This window comes from Bacillus sp. AFS041924 (genome assembly GCF_002577195.1).
Classification (GTDB): domain Bacteria; phylum Bacillota; class Bacilli; order Bacillales; family Bacillaceae_G; genus Gottfriedia.
In genome coordinates, this window is record NZ_NULG01000139.1 from 17,219 (window position 1) to 35,200 (window position 17,982).

The following is a 17,982-nucleotide window of genomic DNA, read 5'->3' on the forward strand; positions in this document are numbered from 1 at the left end:
TACTTCTAAATTCTCATTTATAAAATTTAATACAATAAAAAATACAAGCCTAGCTCATTTAAAGCTGGCTTGAACCAATGAAATTAACGTTTTACAGTAATTTCTTCTAATTCTGTTGTTACTTTAAATCCATCCTTCGTTGTGACATCTGCAGAAATATAATACGAACGGGATGGGATATTTGATTAGATGTCCATTTCATACGTAAAGTATGTTCGTTTAGTACTTCTTTAGTTTCAATTAATTTGCCATTAGCATCTTTAACATGAATTTTCCAATCTACACGATTATTAGCATAGCCAATGATTTGCGCCGGATTATTTTCATTTACATCTGTTCCAGAAACATAGAACAAACTTAGTACCATATCAGAATTAATATATGATTGAATTCTAGTACTGACGGAAATTTAATTATTTTACATATCATTCTTCATTCAATACAAAAGGATTGTAGCTAAAACGTAAATCTTTTTCTACTTAATGTTAAAATCCTAAGTGATGTAATGCTGCAATTACCACACCAAAAATACATGTTCCAGATAAGAATAAAGAAGCAAAAGTAATGAAAGCTTTAAGTTTAATTTTGCGATTCTCTTCTATTTTTATAACGTAATTACTATCACATTTATCTAACTTTCGCTTTTTAACAATTAGTATGTTCATTTTTCCACCTCAAATTAAGTCGATTTATTAAACCACCATATAATCAATGTTCTAATAGCCATTATAAAAGAAAGATTTATATAAGTTGTGATTTGTATCACAATTAGATTTTACACTTCATATATTGCAATCATTTTTATAGTAATACTGTATTAATTTTAACCCAATCTGCAAAAGATAAATTTAGGTCAAAATTTAGAATAAAGGTAGGAAATTTAAATGGTGTCAAAGGGTGGTCCTCAGTTATTTTTGCAAACATTTAATTTGGTAATCGGCTTTATGGTATGGGTCATTATTTCTTCATTAATGCCTTTTATACAAAATGATATTTCCATCAGTCCCAATGAACTTGCTTTGGTCACTGCAGTTCCAGTCATTTTAGGATCATTAATGAGGGTCCCTATTGGATACTGGACAAATCGATATGGAGCAAAAAAAATATTCTTTATTAGCTTGCTCATTCTAATCTTTCCAATCTATTTTATCAGTATTGCAAATTCAGTAATGGATTTAATATTAGGTGGATTACTTTTAGGAATAGGCGGTGCAATCTTTTCTGTTGGTGTTACTTCTTTACCAAAATATTATCCAAAAGAGCGACATGGATTTATAAATGGGATTTACGGAGCTGGTAATATAGGAACCGCTATCACTTCATTCGTAGCACCTGTTTTAGCAAGTTCAATCGGATGGAGAAATACTGTCAAATCATATATAGTTTTACTTATCTTTTTTGCTATTTTGACATTTTTCTTTGGAGATAAAAATGAGAAAAAAGTTTCAACTTCCCTATCTCAACAAATTAAAGGAGTTTATCGAAACTATAAACTCTGGTTATTATGTTTGTTTTATTTTATTACATTTGGAGCTTTTGTAGCTTTTACGGTATATTTACCATCTTTTCTAGTAAATCATTTTCATTTAGAAAAAGTGGATGCCGGATTTCGTACAGCAGGATTTATTGTGTTAGCAACTCTACTTAGACCTGTAGGTGGATGGTTAGGAGATAAATTTAATCCTTTTATGATTTTAGTAGTGGTATTCAGTGGATTAACTTTTTCTGGTTTCTTACTCTCATTTACACTTTCATTACCTATTTATACAGTTGGCTGTCTATTAGTTGCCTTTTGTGCAGGGCTTGGAAATGGAACGATTTTTAAACTTGTTCCTTTATATTTTTCAAAACAAGCTGGGATAGTGAATGGAATCGTTGCAGCAATGGGCGGAATTGGTGGTTTTTTTCCACCATTAGTATTAACAACACTATTTAATCTTACTGGACATAATGCAATAGGATTTATGGCGCTATCTGAATTTTCGTTAGCAAGTTTAATTTGTGTCATCTGGTTATTTTATCAAGATAAATTAACAATATCTGAACGTATAATCGATGGTACTGTCGAAGGAATTATGTTAACTGATTTGAAAGGGGTCATTCAAAAAATAAATCCGGCTTTTTCATCTGTAACCGGATATTCTAACGCAGAAATTCTTGGTAAAACGCCTACTGTTCTCCAATCTGGTATACACGATCCTACTTTTTATAACAAGATGTGGGATGATATAAAAATGAATGGTTTTTGGCAAGGAGAAATTTGGAATAAAAGAAAAAATCGAGAGGTTTATCTAGAATTACTTACAATTAGTGCGATAAAAGACGATAATGATAACATAACTAACTACGTTGGAATGTTTAATGAGATAAATGCTAATTCTAAGAAAGTTTAAGTATATAATTTAGTCTATAAAAAAAAGAACAGGTTCAATTTTAGAACCTGTTCTTTTTAATCTATCAATGTTTAATATTATACTTTACTCAGATACGATGTCCTGTCTATGCTCTGATATTTTTCGAATAACTCGTTCCATGTGCTCTTCTTCAATCTCATGTTTTTGCATTGCATTTTGTAAATGGTTAATAATCGAATCGAAGTGAGAATGCTCTGTGTTTATCCCTTGATGTGCATTAGCAATTGTTCGGCCATTATATTGATTTGGTCCACCAAAAGCATAACTTAAGAAATTAGTTTGATGTTCTCTTTGTTTTTCCATATCGATATTCTTAAAAAAATGGTTTAGTGATTCATCATTCATTACATTTTGATAAAAATCATCTACCATTTGACCAATCTTTTCTTTCCCACCAATGTGATCATAAATATTGTTTTGAGGTTCCATATGATTAATCTCCTTTATTCATGACTAACCTCATCCGTTTTCCGGAAAAAGATATAAGTAATGATTGAACAAACAAATATAAATCCCAATGCTAAAAAATAATAAAATAATTCGTGATAATGACCCGCTAAAAATTCTTCTACCATGAATTGAATAAAAATAATTTGCACTGCGAGCAATGCCATGAAAATCCACCATGCCATCCTCATTTTACATTTCTCCACCTTTCATTCCAATAGCGTATAAACCATCGTTTCTTTTTTCCAAAAGGATTGATGGTAATGAACGTTGAGGTGGACCCGCTAGTACAGAACCATCATAAACTGAGAAAAACCCATTGTGACATGGACAAGCCATTTTATTAGAAGCTTTATCGTAATATACAGGGCATTGAAGATGAGTACATTTAATATGATAGGCTCTGTATTCATCTTCAGATATTCGAATAAGTAATGCTGGATCTTTTTCATCAACGTAAGTAAAAGGTTTACTATCACCGATATTTAATTCTTCTATTCCAGCGATTTTCATTGCTTTTTGAGAAGTTTTTTCTTCTTTTTTTAAAGCATGACCTACTAAAGGAATCGAGGATAGAAACATGGTACCGATTAAACCTAAACTTGCTCCAATAAACCCTCTTCGATTCATATCTAACTCTTTATCTCTACTTATGTTAAATGTAAGTTTTTGCAAAAATTGATCAAATTTCTTCATTTTCATTCACCTTGCGTATCATAGTAGCCATATTTATTAGTTTTAGTATCTGGGATACCAATTACTGTCCTTGTTTGAATAAGTGTGCCTCCGAAGTTCCATTCAAATTGAACTGGCTTCGTAGAGTTTTTCTTAACTTCCTCTTCTTCTAGAAATTGTATTGTGTCTGTAGGGCATACACTTACACACATAGGAGGACGTCCTTTGGATGTACGGTCATAACATAAATCACATTTATACATTAGTTTTTTTGCATCATCAACACGTGGAATCCCAAACGGACATGCATAAGTACAGTTTTTACAGCCTATACATTTTTCATGTGAAGCAGATAATACTGTTCCATCAGCAGTCAAACTAATCGCTTGCACAGGACATGATTCAGCACAAGCTGGCGTGTAACAGTGCATGCAAGGTGTTGGTGAAGTTGCTACAGTCTCACCAGGCATTAATTCGTCTACAAACATTCTTGATAAATGATCGTGTCCGCTGCATTCTTCACAGCCGATCATACATGCACGACACCCGATACATCTTTCAAAGTCAATGTATAATACTTTTGTCATTGCGCACTCCTTTGATCCAATTTCTCAATACGTATTGAACATACCTTAAACTCAGGTATTTTCGATTTCGGATCTAATGCTGGATTTGTTAAGTGATTAATAGCCATTGTTTTTCCCCAATGATATGGAACAAAGAAAGTATCTGGCCTAATTATTTTTGTTATTTTTGCTGGAACCGTTAATTCACCTCGGCGACTGACGAGCTTCACTGGTTCTCCATTATTTATGTTTAGTTTTCTAGCTGTTTCAGGATTTATTTCGACATAAGGTTCAGGACAAAACTTTGATAAAGCTTCAATTCTTCTTGTTTGGTTCCCACTTAAATAATGGAACACCACTCGACCTGTTGTTAGGATGTATGGAAACTCTTCATCAGGTTTTTCATTTGGTCCTTTGTATTCAATTGCAAGTAATCGAGCTTTACCATCTGGAAATCCAAATTTTAAGTCCTCAAATATTCTCGGCGTACCTTGGTGCTCTTCAGTTGGACATGGCCAAAATACACCATTCATTTTTTCAAGCTTTTCATAAGTAATTCCATAATAATCTGATTTACCACCACGACTAGCAAGTCGTAATTCATTAAAAATATCTTCGGAAGAATTATATTTAAAATACTGTCCCCTTCCAAGTCGATCTGCTATTTCGCAGATGATTTCCCAATCACGCTTTGCTTGACCAGGAGTATGGTCTATTCCTTTTAGAAGAACTACACGCCCCTCCACATTTGTTGTAGTACCAGTATCTTCTATCCAAACAGATGATGGTAACACGACATCTGCAAGCTCTGCTGATTCAGAAAGAAAAATATCAATTGCGACAAAGAAATCTAGTTTTTCAAGATATTTTTTTACATTTCCAACAGTTGGGGCTGATACCATTGGATTACTACAAACCAAAAGTAGTCCTTTTACTTCTTCTCCTAATGAAGTTAATAATTCAAAGGCTGACATACCTGGTCCAGGAATTTCTGATTCATCAACACCCCAAACACCTGCAATATATTTTCTAGCTTCTGGATCCGTAATTTTTCGGTAGCCTGGTAATTGATCTGCTTTTTGGCCATGTTCTCTGCCCCCTTGACCATTTCCTTGACCTGTAAAAGTTGCAAATCCTGAACCCTTTCTTCCAATTTTTCCAGTTAGAAGGCAAAGATTTACATAATTTGAAACTGTATCGGTACCATTTGAATGCTGCTCAATTCCTCGTGCAAACATGACCATGCCATTTTTCGCTTGTCCAAAAAGTTTTGCTGCTTCAATGATTTTTTCAGTAGCTACCCCTGTTATGTCTGAAACCCTTTCAGGTGTAAAGGACTCTGTTAATTGCTTCAATTCTTCAAATCCATTTGTATGATTTTGAATAAAGTTCTCATCGATCATATTATCTTTGATTAATAGATGGATGAGACCATTCACAAGTGCAACATCCGTTCCGGGTCTTACATCCAAATGAACATCTGAAACTAAAGCAGTTTTCGTTTGTCTAGGATCTACAACGATTAATTTCGCACCTCGATCTCTAGCACCCCAAATATATGGCATTGAAAGTGGATGACATTCAGCCGTATTTGAACCTGCAATTAAAAGGACATCTGCAGATTTAATATCTGACCACGGATTGGTTGAACCTCGATCAATCCCAACGCTCTGATTAAATCCTACTGCAGCAGCTGACATACAATATCTACCGTTGTAATCTATATTTTTTGTCCCAAGTCCAATTCTAGCGAATTTACCCATTAAGTAGCATTTCTCATTCGTCATCGAAGAACCACTATAAACGCCAAAAGCATCTTTTCCGTATTTCCCTTGTATCTCCTGGATTTTAGAAACGATTAAGTCGATCGCTTCTTCCCAAGTAGATTCTACTAATTCACCATTTTTTCGAATCAATGGATTTACTATTCTATCACCATGCTCTGCTTGACGATATGCAGAAACTCCCTTGGGACAAAGTCTACCACCGTTCATCGGGAAATCGTATCTTGGTTCTACACCAATAACTTTTTTTGTTTCTTTTTCAACTCGTATATTCATACCGCACTGCATACCACAAAAACAACAGTGTGTAGCGATATTTTCTTCACCTTCTCTAAGTATAGGTTCATAAGCTCTTTGAGAATATTCGGCGTTCTGGGGGTGTCCCATCATTTTTCCCCTCCTTCATGATTCATTGTTAAACCGTTTTGTCCATTCGTAGCCACAATTACATTCGCTTCACCAAAATGAATAGGTGAACCAAAAGCTGCTAAGCGATGTGTCACTCTACGACACTCAGAACATAGATCAGACATATGAAAATTAGAATTTTCGATTAGTACTGATAAACGTCTTTTACTTAATGCAAGTTGTACATCTTTAATTTGTGTCCCTGTGGCATACTCTCTACCACATCTAGAACATGGTTTTTGCTCCTCAAGAGAATGGTAAGCTGGAATAACGACAGCTAAAAAACGTAGTGGCAAATGCCAAAACTTCCCAAATGGAAAGTACAATAAAAAAATAATGACTGCAATTTGGTGTGCCAAACCTATTCCAACATAAAAAGTACCTTTCATAAAATAAGCAGATACTGTTAGAAGAGATCCAGTTACTGAAATCGTTATTAATAATAATAGAGGAAAAAAATCATATACTTTCGATTGCTCTACTAACTTCTTTTCTTCCTTATATCTACGGTACATCGCCATCAGACAGCCAATAATAACCGCTATTCCTGCCCAATTTAGCCCATGGTAAATTAAAAAAGCTAAAGTTGAATCGACAGGCATTTTAAAAACTGGAATTCCAAACATAACAATTTGGTATGTACGAGAAGCAACTAATTCGAAATGTAGCCATCCGAATACTAATGAAAATGTAATCGCAAATGAGATCATTACTCCCCATGAAATTGACATGTGTTGAACCCATCGATATAAAGAACGGTGGGAAAGGAATTTCTGAACCCCGATATTTTGAAATAATGTTCCAAATAAAAATTTCCAACCTCTCGGGCTTATAAACATCCTTATTCCTTGTTGCCATAAACGACGAGTTGGTGGTCTCATTGTCCATGCAGTTATACGGATCGTCATTAGTAGAAAACATAAAATACTAGCCCATAAATAACCGTATAATGCCATATCAAAATAACCAAAAGCTTCTGTGCCAATATACACCGATAGAAATAGTAGTACTAAGACAATAAAGGCATTCCTTGCTGCTTTCGATGCAAATGCACCAGATGAAATCGTATAAGACTGGTATTCCCGAGAATCATTTTCCATTTTTTCCACTCCATGTATATTTTTAATAAACATATTCTTTGCTGATTCATTTAAAATATTCCTTTTATTTCTAAATTTGGCTATAAATTAAAGATTACTTGTTAATACTTTAGAGGTTGTTAAATCGTTAAAATTCTGAAAGGTGCTGGAAAAATTGACTACATATTTATCGATTGTGAGTGGTAAAGGTGGAGTAGGTAAGTCTACGGTGGCGGCTAATTTAGCAGTATCATTAGCAAATCAAGGAAAAAAAGTTGGCTTAATTGATGCAGATATTTATGGATTTAGCATCCCTAGTATTATGGAAGTCAGAGTAGAACCACAAACAATCAATGAGAGGATACAACCAATAGAGAAACTTGGAGTTAAACTAATGTCTTCAGGTTTTTTAAGAACTGATAATCAACCGATTATCATGCGAGGACCAATGCTTGGAAGAGTAATCAGAACTTTCTTTCAGGAAGTTGATTGGGGAGAAACAGATTACTTATTATTTGATTTACCTCCGGGAACTGGCGATATACCTTTAGATTTAAATGATTTAGTCAAGGATATAATGGAAATTGTTGTTACAACCCCCCACGAAACAGCATCAGAGGTTGCATTCAGAGCGGGTGCGATGACATCAAGAACTGGAAACAAAATCTTAGGTATCGTGGAAAATATGGCCTATATTCAATGTGGTGATTGTAACAACCAAATTAATCTCTTTGGTCAAAACGGAGGGGACATTCTAGCTCAAAGCTTAGCAAGTCAAGTTCTTGTTCAATTTCCAGTACAAAGACCAGGAGCAAATTCCCCGGCACTTGGAATTTATCATGAAGATTCATTAATGGGACAAAAATATAATGAACTAGCTAATACAATCATAGAATTAACCTCATAATTAAGGTAATTATTAAATTTTAGTTAGATTATAGTATTAGGTGTGAGCTACTAAATACCTAGTACTATAATTTTTTTGATTTACATAATGGCTCTTTAAATAAAAACAAAAAGACAACCACTATTGTGATTGTCTTTAATTTTATGCCATCGAAAGTCTAGTAAATTTAGTCATTCTTTTTTTTACTAGTACTTCTTTATTATCATTATCCAAAAGGTAAATATTTACATAATCAGGATTAATGACCTTTCCGTATCTAAGTTCACCGTCACGTTTACGAACAGATAAATGCTTCATTAATGTCTTCCAAGTTACGCAATTAAAATAGTTTTTGCCAATACACTGCTCATCCTTATAACTATATACCATATAAGTTTTCGACAATTGGTTTCACTCCTTAGTCTTAAAATAATTAATCTGTCCAAACGATTGAAAATTCTATATTTTTATTTCGGGCATCTGTAGTCTAATTCTGATTATACGTTTGCTGAATGATGATTGTTTTGATAATAGAAGATATTGTATTGATTACATAAAAATAATATCATTATTTTAATATAATATCTGTGTCTAATTTGTGAAAAAATAATTATCATTTAATAACATTTTTTTACGCACAAAAAAACATTAAAAACCTATTCTTACCAATAAGTTTTTTAATGCTTTTATTTATCCTCCAATTTGAGACATCTCAATTACTCATTTTCATTCTTCAATAATTTTGTTTGAATATTCAGTTTTTTTACTGGCATAAAAAAATATATAAATGAACTACTGTTTTCTATACCAAATTAGGGCTTCATGAGTTAATAAAAAGCTAATTATTTAAGATTTCTTTACTCATAAGGGCTTCATGAGTTAATAAAAAGCTAATTTTTGAGATTTCCTTACTCATAAGGGCTTCATGAGTTAATAAAAAGACAATTTGACGAGATTTCTTTACTCATAGAGACTTCATGAGTTAATAAAAAGCTAATCATTAGAGATTTCCTTACTCATAGGGCTTCATGAGTTAATAAAAAGACAATCATTAGAGATTTCCTTACTCATAGGGCTTCATGAGCTAATAAAAAGCTAATTATTTGAGATTTCCTTACTCATAAGGGCTTCATGAGTTAATAAAAAGACAATTATTTGAGATTTCCTTACTCATAGGGCTTCATGAGTTAATGAAAAAAGCAATATGATGAAAATTTCTTACTCATTATGGTTTCACTTATTAATCAGAGGTTTGTTAGATCAAATAAAAAAAGACATAGTATAGTACTAATGTCTTTCTACAAATTACTAACAATAAATGGAATCGTGATCACTGTTATTAACATCAAGACCCAGTTATACTTTTTAAGATTTTCTTCAATTTTTTGCATCTCATCTTCTGAATTGGCTTTAATTGTTTTCAATTAAACCGCCTTCTTTCTGATCAATTTATGTTTAAGTTGAAATCATTATAATCAATAGATGTGAACTTAGTGTGAATTTGTGAAATCTTAAATTAACTAATTCCCCTTTTTGGTAAAAAATTCATTAATTTGTCACAATTAGAAGCACTTCTTGAATTTTGAAGTGCTTTATCATTTTATATTTAAAACTAATTACTCCTTAACGTATCGGCTTTTTTAAAGGCTTGAAAAACAAGAAAAAACATAAACAATATTGGTATATAAATATATAGAATACTTGAAGTGACATATTTCATGAAAGTCCCTATTTTCTCTACATCCAATCTAGTTTTGGTACTGATAACTATGAGATGAACAATAATTATTGAGATCCATAAAGACTTTCTAGATTTAAATTTAAACGATTCTTTTAAAATTCTAAACGCTCCCCACATTGCCATACAGCAAGGAGGAAGAATGACTAAGAGCCATAAAAAAATATATACATACTCAAATCTTTCTATAAAAGGATAGCGAATAATTTTTGACATCATAAGGGTTGGCCAAGTTATATGTTTAAGTTGACCCTGACTAAAATAAGCAAATGATACGAATGTGATAAATAAGTATAGGATGGTTGTATACGCTTGTGAAATGTGTGCCCATTTTTGTGAGTTTTGATTATTTTTAATAAACGGAAAGTATATAAGTAAAAATTCTGGTCCAGAGTACATTAGGATACAGTTCTTTGCTGATTCATAATAGTCACTAATGCTATGATTAAAAACTGGTAATAAATTCGTCCAATAAGTATATTTGAATGGGAAGTATAATGTAAATAATAAGATCGAAGGGATGATTACTCCCCAAAAACAAATTCCAGTAATGACCCTAAATCCTCCAATGACCAAATAAGTGATGACAAATAGAATGATAAATGATAAAAGCGAAATTGGAACATACGGAAAAACCCAAGTATTAAGAACTGCTATATAGGACCTAATTATGGTTGCAATTAAAAAAAGCATGTAAACATATAATAAAATATTTAATACGTTACCTATCCATTTCCCAAATAATTGTTGATGTAAAGACATGATATCTCCGTTATTAGATTTCTTTAACAAGTAATACATTAACCAAATAATGATATGTACAGAGATTCCAACTACTAAAACAGAAATCCATGCGTCTTGTTCGGCCCCTTTTATTATTTTATTTTGAAAATTCAGGAAGCCAACACCTGTTTGGGTACTATGAATAAGAAATAATAAAAAAAAGGGAGATACTGTCAGACTTTCTTTCAATTGTTTACTCATAGTCGATCTCCTTTATATTTTACTCGCCAACCCCAGATTGAGATAATTCTATCTTTAATTTCACATCATATTCAATTGCTGGATACACCTTGTCATAAAACTCCTTTTCATTCCATTTTTTTGAATATGCTCTTGCTAAATCACCTATTCCTAAAGGATCGACTTGTTGTGTTCGAAATGTTAATAATAGCTTTTCTAAATCTTCTTTCATCTGTTTTTCCAATTGATTGTTTAATAATAAATTATCTTTTCTTTTCATTAAATCTAACCAATCTGGATAATCTTTTACCATCCCTTTTAGAGTAATATCAAATTTAACTTTTGTTTTTGATTTTTTTGTTTTAATTGATTTTTTGATGTTCCCACTTAAAATCGTTAAAATTGCAGAATCTATATTCTGACCCTTTTGTATTTTAAGTTCTGTTTGTCCTCTAATTAACCTACCTCTTAATATTTTATATAGTAAGCTTTCTTTTTGATTTAAAATAAGAGCCAATTTGTCTTTCTTAAAAACAGCTAGTCCGTTTACCTCAATATTACCGTTTTGATTTATCTTAATATAAGCTATTGAAGCATCTCTACCTTCGCCGTAATAATCAAATAAAAAACTATGTAAAGTTGGAATTGGTACAAATTGATTCCTAAAATTTTGCTCAATTAATTTATAGATATAGTTGCTTTCTTTCTCTTTGTTTTTTATTAATAATTCTCCTGCTGGTTCTTCTGATACAGCCAATAATACATTGCTTCCTATCAACGGATCTCTACAGACCGTTTTAACAAAATATGACACTCCAGTTGCAGCAAGTTCTTTTCCAAAGATTAAAAGGTTCAACTTTCCCATTTCTATCGGTTTTGGAGATTGTTCATTTATAGCTTGTTTAATTAATTGGGATTTCTTCCCACTCCCTTGTAAAATATTGCTTCCTTTGTTTTGTTCTTGTGTAAAATCAGAATAAAGTGCCGTTCCAACATAATGATTTTCAACCTTGTCAATACCGTATACTGATTGAATCTGTACTTCATCAATAATTTTTTGCCGTGGATATGAACAACCATTTATTAAAAATAGTAGTGGCAAAAAAACACAAAAAAAGCTTATATTTTTTCGATTTATACTATTCATTATTCTGATCATCCTTAATTTTATTTGGGTTATATCTTTTTAGTGAAAGAGGTCTTAAAAATCTACTCCGAGTTGTTGTAAACTGATATGATGACCGAATAAAACTATCACTAAAGCTTTTTATTCTAAACGGATACAAAGGAACCATATATGGGTTTCCCAAGGATTTAAGCTTTAATAAATGCCCTAGAAGTAATACAAATCCTATTATAATTCCAAAGCCTCCCATAAATGCCGCAAGTAAAATAAGCGGAAAACGCAAAAGTCGAATTGCATTTGCCATTTTAAATATAGGTGTTGTAAAAGATGCAAGTGCGGATAATGATACAATGATAAGTAAAATATTACTTGTTAGTGCAGCTTGGACAGATGCCTGTCCGATTACAATACCACCTACAATACCAAGTGTTTGACCAATTTTTGTAGGTAAGCGTGCGCCTGCTTCTCTCAACAATTCAATTGTTGTTTCCAAAAAAATCGCTTCCAATATCGGGGGAAATGGAACATGAGCTCTTGAACTAATTAGGGGTTGCAATAAATCATCAGGTAAAACTTCATAGTGATATGTTAATATTGCTACATATATTGGTGTAGCAAACAATGAGAAAATAACACTCATAATACGTATGATTCGAAAAAACGATCCAATTACCCAATTCAGATAATAATCTTCAGGAGAAATGAAAAAATCCAATATGGTCGTTGGCCCAGTAATAATGTATGGCGATCCATTTGATAGGATTGCAACTTGCCCACTTATCATCGCATATACAACCCGATCAGTCCGTTCAGTCGATAAAAAAATAGGAAAAGGAGTATTCGAGTTATCAGAGATAATTTGATCTATTTGGGAGTTATCAAAAATAACGTCGAAGTCGATATTTTTCAAACGTTGACGAACAGTATGAACATATTCTGGATTCGTGATTCCATCCAAATATGCAATAACAACTTCTGTTTTAGACATTGATCCTATTTTAATTTCCTCAAAAACTAACTCAGGTGCAGCTATTTTTTTTCGAAGTAAATGAAGATTAGTACTAAGGTCCTCAACAAATCCAACTTTTGGACCGATAACACTAAATTCATTTTCTGTATCATTATTCTCGCGATAACCGAGATTTGAATTTTCTACATTTATCGTCAAATAGCGCTTGAAATACTTGAATTCAAGAATAACATAGCCTTTTATTAACCTTTTTTCTAAATCTAGAGGGTTATTTGTAAATTGGACATCTTCAAAAGGAATCAACTTTTTCACATCATTAATATCACTGATTTTCTTAACATGTTCTTGTAAAGACGGTAGTAAAAGGTTATTTATTTTATCTGCATCTACCATACTTTTAAAGTAACTAATTATAATATCCTGTTCTTCAGTAAATGTAAATTGGTAGAAATCACTCGATTTTGCAGCCTGTAGTAATATTGATGTTATTGTCTTAGTTTCTTTTTCGGACTTTTGACTACTAAAAAATCGTCCTTTAGATTTTAAATTCATTTAAACCACCCAAAAGATTGTATTTTTTGAAATTAATCTATGTGATGAAGCATTATCATATTTTTATAGGTAAAAGTGGATACATTTATTACTAAAAAAGAACTGAAAATGAGCTTCTGCGTTATCTAATGAGAATTCAATTTAGTCTGGCTAGAATTTCCATTCTATCTCCTATTTTATTTTTTCGTTCTTACCAGTTTATATACTAAAAAAGGATAATGTTATTAAATTAACCTTATTTGTTAAGTAGTTCTTTCAATTTTTTGTATCAATAAAAACTAAAAAGAAGCCCCAATATTACATAAAATTGAAAGCTTCTTCTTTTTTTAATTATTAATAAAGATACTGTTTCTTTCTCTTACCAACTTTGTAAATTTTTAGCACCTATATCATATTTTCAGGTCTAACAATTCGATCGAACTCTTCTTCTGATAAAAACCCTGTTTTTAAAGCCGCTTCTTTCAGTGTAGTACCATCTTTATATGCTAGTTTTGCGATTGTTGCCGCTTTTTCATAACCGATATATGGATTTAAAGCTGTTACTAGCATAAGTGATCGATTTAGATTTTGTTCAATCACTTCGATATTAGCTTCAATGCCTTTTGCACAATGATCATTAAATGAAGTAATTGCGTCTGAAAGTAGTCGAACGGACTGTAGGAAATTATAAATGATGACTGGTTTAAACACATTTAATTCAAAGTTTCCTTGACTTGCTGCAAAACCAATCGTCATATCATTACCGATAATTTGTGTTACTACCATTGTTAGCGCTTCAGATTGAGTAGGATTTACTTTCCCCGGCATAATCGAGCTTCCTGGTTCGTTAGATGGTATGGTTATTTCTCCTATACCACTTCTAGGACCGCTTGCCATCCAGCGGACATCATTCGCAATTTTCATTAAATCTGCAGCTAATGCTTTTATTGCACCATGAGTATAAACGATTTCGTCATGACTTGTTAGAGCTTGAAATTTATTTTCCGCTGAAATAAATCGATATCCAGTTAATGAACTTATCTCTTCTGCCATCATAGTAGCAAATTTTGGATGTGTATTGATTCCCGTTCCTACCGCTGTCCCACCAATAGCTAACTCAGCAATATATTTCAAACTATCTACAATCATTTGTTCACTTTTTTCAAGCATACGATGCCAACCACTTACTTCTTGACCTAATGTAATGGGTGTAGCATCTTGTAAGTGCGTTCGGCCGATTTTAATAATATTATTAAATTTACTTACTTTTTCATTTAGTGTGTTTTTCAAGTAACTTATAACAGGTAGCAATTGTTCATTTACGGAAAGAGTAATGGCAATATGCATTGCAGTAGGAAATGTATCATTTGAACTTTGTGACATATTAACATCGTCATTTGGATGAATTTTCTTAGTGCTACCATTTGTCTCTAAAAATTGATTCCCACAGTGAGCAATTACTTCATTGACATTCATATTTGTTTGTGTTCCACTACCAGTTTGCCAAACTACAAGTGGAAAGTGATGATCATGAAGTCCTTCTAATATTTCATCTACCGCATGAAAGATTGCTTCTGCTTTTTCATTATCCAATTTACCTAACTTTTTATTTGTAATCGCAGCACTTTTTTTAATTAGTGCTAAAGCGTAAATTAATTGAATAGGCATTTTCTCAGTACCAATTTTAAAATTTTCAAAACTACGCTGTGTTTGTGCTCCCCAAAGTTTATCTGCAGGAACTTTTATCTCACCGATTGAATCTTTTTCAATTCGAAAATCCAATTTTACGCCTCCTAGATAGTAGTATATATATTTCTATTTCATGAAGTAATTATGGAACTTTTCTTGCCTTACTTTATTAATGTTATGTTTAATCTATTACTCTGAATGTTAGTTTAAAAAAGAAAGAACTTTGAATGACGCAAATGTAGTCAATGCTAATGTAATGTTTAAAGTTTTAGTATACGACAAAAAAATTATGTACTTTATTTCATTGAGAATAAGGACAGTATTATGTATAGTCATAGAAATATAAATTAGCTAACCGGAGTAAATCCCGATTAGCTAATTTTAATTATTGATTTGCTTTTTTATCCTATATCTTTCAATATTTAAACTTTATTTATTAGAATAAAAATGCATCTATCGCATATTGACCAGGACCAATTAAAGCTACACCGATCGCAACAGAAAACAAAGTTAAGTTGTATTCATATCCATTAGCTGTAGCCCATAAACCATTTGGTGCATGAACCTTAATAATCGCCATGGCCATAGTTCCAGCAATGATAATTCCTGCAAGTGGTGTAAATAGTCCTAAAGTAAACAAAATTCCACCAATAAGTTCTGCTAACCCTGCAAAAAGTGCAATAGTTACTCCTGGTTTCATCCCAATTGATTCAAACCATCCACCAGTTCCTTTCAATCCATAACCACCAAACCAGCCAAATAATTTTTGAGCACCATGTCCCACAAATAGTAAACCGATTACCAAGCGTATAATTAATAAACCAATATTGATCATCTTAATATCCTCCTATATGTTATTTATCTTTAATTCGAGATAATATATTAAAAAAATTGCTTAAATGGTAATTGTTGATTTATTAGAATAAAAATGCATCTAACGCATATTGACCAGGACCAATTAAAGCTACACCGATCGCAACCGAAAGCAAAGTTAAGTTGTATTCATATCCATTAGCTGTTGCCCATAATCCATTTTGCGCATGAACCTTAATAATCGCCATGACCATAGTTCCAGCAATGATAATTCCTGCAAGTGGCGTAAATAGTCCTAAAGTAAACAAAATTCCACCAATAAGTTCCGCTAACCCTGCAAAAAGTGCAATAGTTACTCCTGGCTTCATTCCAATCGATTCAAACCATCCACCAGTTCCTTTCAATCCATAACCACCAAACCAGCCAAATAATTTTTGAGCACCATGTCCCACAAATAGTAAACCGATTACCAAGCGTATAATTAATAAACCAATATTGATCATCTTAATATCCTCCTATATGCTATTTATCTTTAATTCGAGATAATTTATTGAAAAAATTAACCTTTAAACATTATTTCTTACTTTTTTCAATAGCTGTACAAACATCTCTGACTCGTCAGAATCTAATGATTTAAACATTTGATTAACAAACTCATTGTATTTCGGCATGATCTCGTCCATCAATCCATTTCCATCATCAGTTAATGTTACATGGATCACTCGCCGGTCATTTGGACAGTCACTTCTGATTAATAAACCTCTTTGCTCCAGCTTATCTATAACATACGTCATAGACCCACTTGAAACTAATATTGAATTTCCAATTTGTTGAATTGTTTGTTGCCCTTTTTGATATAGTACCTCTAAAACCGAAAATTCTGTAATACCTATATTATTTTTAGCCAATTGTATCTTTATTCGATCATGTATTTCTTTAGATGTTTGCATTAAAAGTAAAAAAGATTGATTTTGGCATTTTCTCTCCAATCATTTCACCTCCTGAATTATTTTAAATTAAAGTATCTTGAATCTGAGATAATTATAATATGTAGATGCCTTACTGTCAATAATAAAATTTTTTTTACGATACAATTTAGTTTTAGTACTTATTTTACTTATAAAATTATTTAATATTACAAGTTCTTAATATAGTTCCCCTTATCTAATGATATTGTTCAAGAGTATATAGACTTTAATTTATTATTCAAATTAGTTAATGGAAAGGGATAGTATGATAATGAGATTATTACTTTAAACAATGAAATTGATAATTTATCATATTTTCCTCATTCTAGTTCTCCCCTATCACTGAGTATAACCGTTACATCAACATTACCAAGAGATTTGGCTGTTAGTGGAAAATTACTTTTTTTAGTGATTGTTTTTTTCAAGATTTAAAATGATCAAGGCGGGAGATCTAACAAGAGGTATCACAAACAGCGTGCCAATTTTATAGCACGCTGATTAATAGGAGCATTTGATAATACTTAAACTGTAAAAAACCTTCTTTTTAAAAGGTCTTTCTTACATTGGAATTTTAGTTACTACTAGAAAACATCCAATCCTCCACTATAAATCAAGTACTATTCCTAAAGTAGTAATGGTTGGAATAGCTTGTGGATTTCGACATCCTCATTTGATATTCAAACATAAATCCCCTAAATAGGGGATTTATACAAAGTGTTGAAATATAAAGTTGTCAATATTGGAAATATACAATAGGTGAATTTTATTTATGATAAAGTGATATTAATGTTCTTTAATGCTAAAATGTTTGTTGAAAATAAAAATACCAACAAATTTTTATATCTATTTTAAAGGGTTACATTAGATTACTTTTTGTTAGAGAAAAAATAACATGTACTGATCGAAAATGGAGAACAAACTGATT

General features: G+C 31.9%; 18 protein-coding genes. 2 read left to right on the forward strand and 16 right to left on the reverse strand.

What is annotated here, in order from left to right; genetic code table 11:
- Positions 1-118: 118 nt before the first annotated feature.
- Together COC46_RS21055 and COC46_RS21060 are read right to left on the reverse strand one after the other, a co-directional pair.
- Positions 119-355, reverse strand: coding sequence for a hypothetical protein (locus COC46_RS21055; RefSeq protein ID WP_098811844.1), 237 nt, complete (start codon positions 353-355; stop codon positions 119-121).
- 130 nt (positions 356-485) lie between these two features.
- Complete coding sequence (locus tag COC46_RS21060) at positions 486-665, reverse strand: hypothetical protein (RefSeq protein ID WP_098811845.1); 180 nt, start codon at positions 663-665, stop codon at positions 486-488.
- A gap of 219 nt (positions 666-884) precedes the next feature.
- Between COC46_RS21060 and COC46_RS21065 the strand changes: the two genes are divergently transcribed.
- Positions 885-2,393, forward strand: a complete 1,509-nt coding sequence (locus tag COC46_RS21065; RefSeq protein WP_098811846.1) for a nitrate/nitrite transporter — start codon at positions 885-887, stop codon at positions 2,391-2,393.
- Between the two features lie 84 nt (positions 2,394-2,477).
- On the opposite strand, the gene COC46_RS21070 is transcribed toward COC46_RS21065, so the two are convergent.
- From COC46_RS21070 to COC46_RS21095, 6 genes are read right to left on the reverse strand one after another with little or no spacing between them, the layout of a single operon-like run.
- Positions 2,478-2,843, reverse strand: a complete 366-nt coding sequence (locus COC46_RS21070; RefSeq protein ID WP_098811847.1) for a group I truncated hemoglobin — start codon at positions 2,841-2,843, stop codon at positions 2,478-2,480.
- A 14-nt stretch (positions 2,844-2,857) separates the two neighbouring features.
- Positions 2,858-3,052, reverse strand: a complete 195-nt coding sequence (locus tag COC46_RS21075; protein WP_098811848.1) for a hypothetical protein — start codon at positions 3,050-3,052, stop codon at positions 2,858-2,860.
- 1 nt (position 3,053) lies between these two features.
- Positions 3,054-3,557, reverse strand: coding sequence for a QcrA and Rieske domain-containing protein (locus COC46_RS21080; RefSeq protein WP_176545243.1), 504 nt, complete (start codon positions 3,555-3,557; stop codon positions 3,054-3,056).
- A 2-nt stretch (positions 3,558-3,559) separates the two neighbouring features.
- The gene (locus COC46_RS21085) at positions 3,560-4,123 is read right to left on the reverse strand and encodes a 4Fe-4S dicluster domain-containing protein (RefSeq protein ID WP_098811850.1); all 564 of its coding nucleotides are present in this window, start codon (positions 4,121-4,123) and stop codon (positions 3,560-3,562) included.
- Complete coding sequence (gene fdhF, locus COC46_RS21090; protein ID WP_098811851.1) at positions 4,120-6,276, reverse strand: formate dehydrogenase subunit alpha; 2,157 nt, start codon at positions 6,274-6,276, stop codon at positions 4,120-4,122. The genes COC46_RS21085 and fdhF overlap by 4 nt, the downstream gene beginning before the upstream one ends.
- Complete coding sequence (locus COC46_RS21095) at positions 6,273-7,394, reverse strand: MFS transporter (protein WP_098811852.1); 1,122 nt, start codon at positions 7,392-7,394, stop codon at positions 6,273-6,275. Before COC46_RS21095 ends, fdhF begins: the two co-directional genes overlap by 4 nt.
- Before the next feature lie 154 nt (positions 7,395-7,548).
- Between COC46_RS21095 and COC46_RS21100 the strand changes: the two genes are divergently transcribed.
- Positions 7,549-8,280, forward strand: a complete 732-nt coding sequence (locus COC46_RS21100; RefSeq protein ID WP_176545244.1) for a P-loop NTPase — start codon at positions 7,549-7,551, stop codon at positions 8,278-8,280.
- Between the two features lie 141 nt (positions 8,281-8,421).
- Here the strand turns inward: COC46_RS21100 and COC46_RS21105 are convergent, their stop codons facing one another.
- From COC46_RS21105 to COC46_RS21140, 8 genes are all read right to left on the reverse strand, one after another.
- Positions 8,422-8,664, reverse strand: coding sequence for a hypothetical protein (locus COC46_RS21105; protein ID WP_098811854.1), 243 nt, complete (start codon positions 8,662-8,664; stop codon positions 8,422-8,424).
- A 1,207-nt stretch (positions 8,665-9,871) separates the two neighbouring features.
- A complete protein-coding gene (locus tag COC46_RS21110; protein ID WP_098811855.1) occupies positions 9,872-10,981 on the reverse strand; it encodes a GerAB/ArcD/ProY family transporter in 1,110 nt (369 codons plus the stop codon).
- 19 nt (positions 10,982-11,000) lie between these two features.
- The gene (locus COC46_RS21115) at positions 11,001-12,107 is read right to left on the reverse strand and encodes a Ger(x)C family spore germination protein (protein WP_176545245.1); all 1,107 of its coding nucleotides are present in this window, start codon (positions 12,105-12,107) and stop codon (positions 11,001-11,003) included.
- Positions 12,100-13,608, reverse strand: coding sequence for a spore germination protein (locus tag COC46_RS21120; protein WP_098811857.1), 1,509 nt, complete (start codon positions 13,606-13,608; stop codon positions 12,100-12,102). The genes COC46_RS21115 and COC46_RS21120 overlap by 8 nt, the downstream gene beginning before the upstream one ends.
- 384 nt (positions 13,609-13,992) lie before the next feature.
- Positions 13,993-15,369 carry a class II fumarate hydratase gene (fumC, locus tag COC46_RS21125; RefSeq protein WP_098811858.1) on the reverse strand — a complete coding sequence of 459 codons (1,377 nt, stop codon included), beginning with the start codon at positions 15,367-15,369 and terminating at the stop codon, positions 13,993-13,995.
- 343 nt (positions 15,370-15,712) lie between these two features.
- On the reverse strand, positions 15,713-16,111 hold the full coding sequence (locus COC46_RS21130; RefSeq protein WP_098811859.1) for a DoxX family protein: 399 nt from the start codon (positions 16,109-16,111) through the stop codon (positions 15,713-15,715).
- A gap of 82 nt (positions 16,112-16,193) precedes the next feature.
- Positions 16,194-16,592 carry a DoxX family protein gene (locus COC46_RS21135; RefSeq protein WP_098811860.1) on the reverse strand — a complete coding sequence of 133 codons (399 nt, stop codon included), beginning with the start codon at positions 16,590-16,592 and terminating at the stop codon, positions 16,194-16,196.
- Between the two features lie 63 nt (positions 16,593-16,655).
- Positions 16,656-17,078, reverse strand: coding sequence for a MarR family winged helix-turn-helix transcriptional regulator (locus tag COC46_RS21140; RefSeq protein WP_098811861.1), 423 nt, complete (start codon positions 17,076-17,078; stop codon positions 16,656-16,658).
- Positions 17,079-17,982 lie beyond the last annotated feature (904 nt).

Excerpts from the sequence above, each read along its gene's own strand:
- COC46_RS21095 (WP_098811852.1), bottom strand. The coding sequence starts at position 7,394 with ATGGAAAATGATTCTCGGGAATACCAGTCTTATACGATTTCATCTGGT.
- COC46_RS21085 (WP_098811850.1), bottom strand. The coding sequence starts at position 4,123 with ATGACAAAAGTATTATACATTGACTTTGAAAGATGTATCGGGTGTCGT.
- COC46_RS21115 (WP_176545245.1), bottom strand. The coding sequence starts at position 12,107 with ATGAATAGTATAAATCGAAAAAATATAAGCTTTTTTTGTGTTTTTTTG.
- COC46_RS21110 (WP_098811855.1), bottom strand. The coding sequence starts at position 10,981 with ATGAGTAAACAATTGAAAGAAAGTCTGACAGTATCTCCCTTTTTTTTA.
- COC46_RS21075 (WP_098811848.1), bottom strand. The coding sequence starts at position 3,052 with ATGAGGATGGCATGGTGGATTTTCATGGCATTGCTCGCAGTGCAAATT.
- COC46_RS21130 (WP_098811859.1), bottom strand. The coding sequence starts at position 16,111 with ATGATCAATATTGGTTTATTAATTATACGCTTGGTAATCGGTTTACTA.
- COC46_RS21065 (WP_098811846.1), top strand. The coding sequence starts at position 885 with ATGGTGTCAAAGGGTGGTCCTCAGTTATTTTTGCAAACATTTAATTTG.
- COC46_RS21135 (WP_098811860.1), bottom strand. The coding sequence starts at position 16,592 with ATGATCAATATTGGTTTATTAATTATACGCTTGGTAATCGGTTTACTA.
- fdhF (WP_098811851.1), bottom strand. The coding sequence starts at position 6,276 with ATGATGGGACACCCCCAGAACGCCGAATATTCTCAAAGAGCTTATGAA.
- COC46_RS21060 (WP_098811845.1), bottom strand. The coding sequence starts at position 665 with ATGAACATACTAATTGTTAAAAAGCGAAAGTTAGATAAATGTGATAGT.
- COC46_RS21120 (WP_098811857.1), bottom strand. The coding sequence starts at position 13,608 with ATGAATTTAAAATCTAAAGGACGATTTTTTAGTAGTCAAAAGTCCGAA.
- COC46_RS21080 (WP_176545243.1), bottom strand. The coding sequence starts at position 3,557 with ATGAAGAAATTTGATCAATTTTTGCAAAAACTTACATTTAACATAAGT.
- COC46_RS21070 (WP_098811847.1), bottom strand. The coding sequence starts at position 2,843 with ATGGAACCTCAAAACAATATTTATGATCACATTGGTGGGAAAGAAAAG.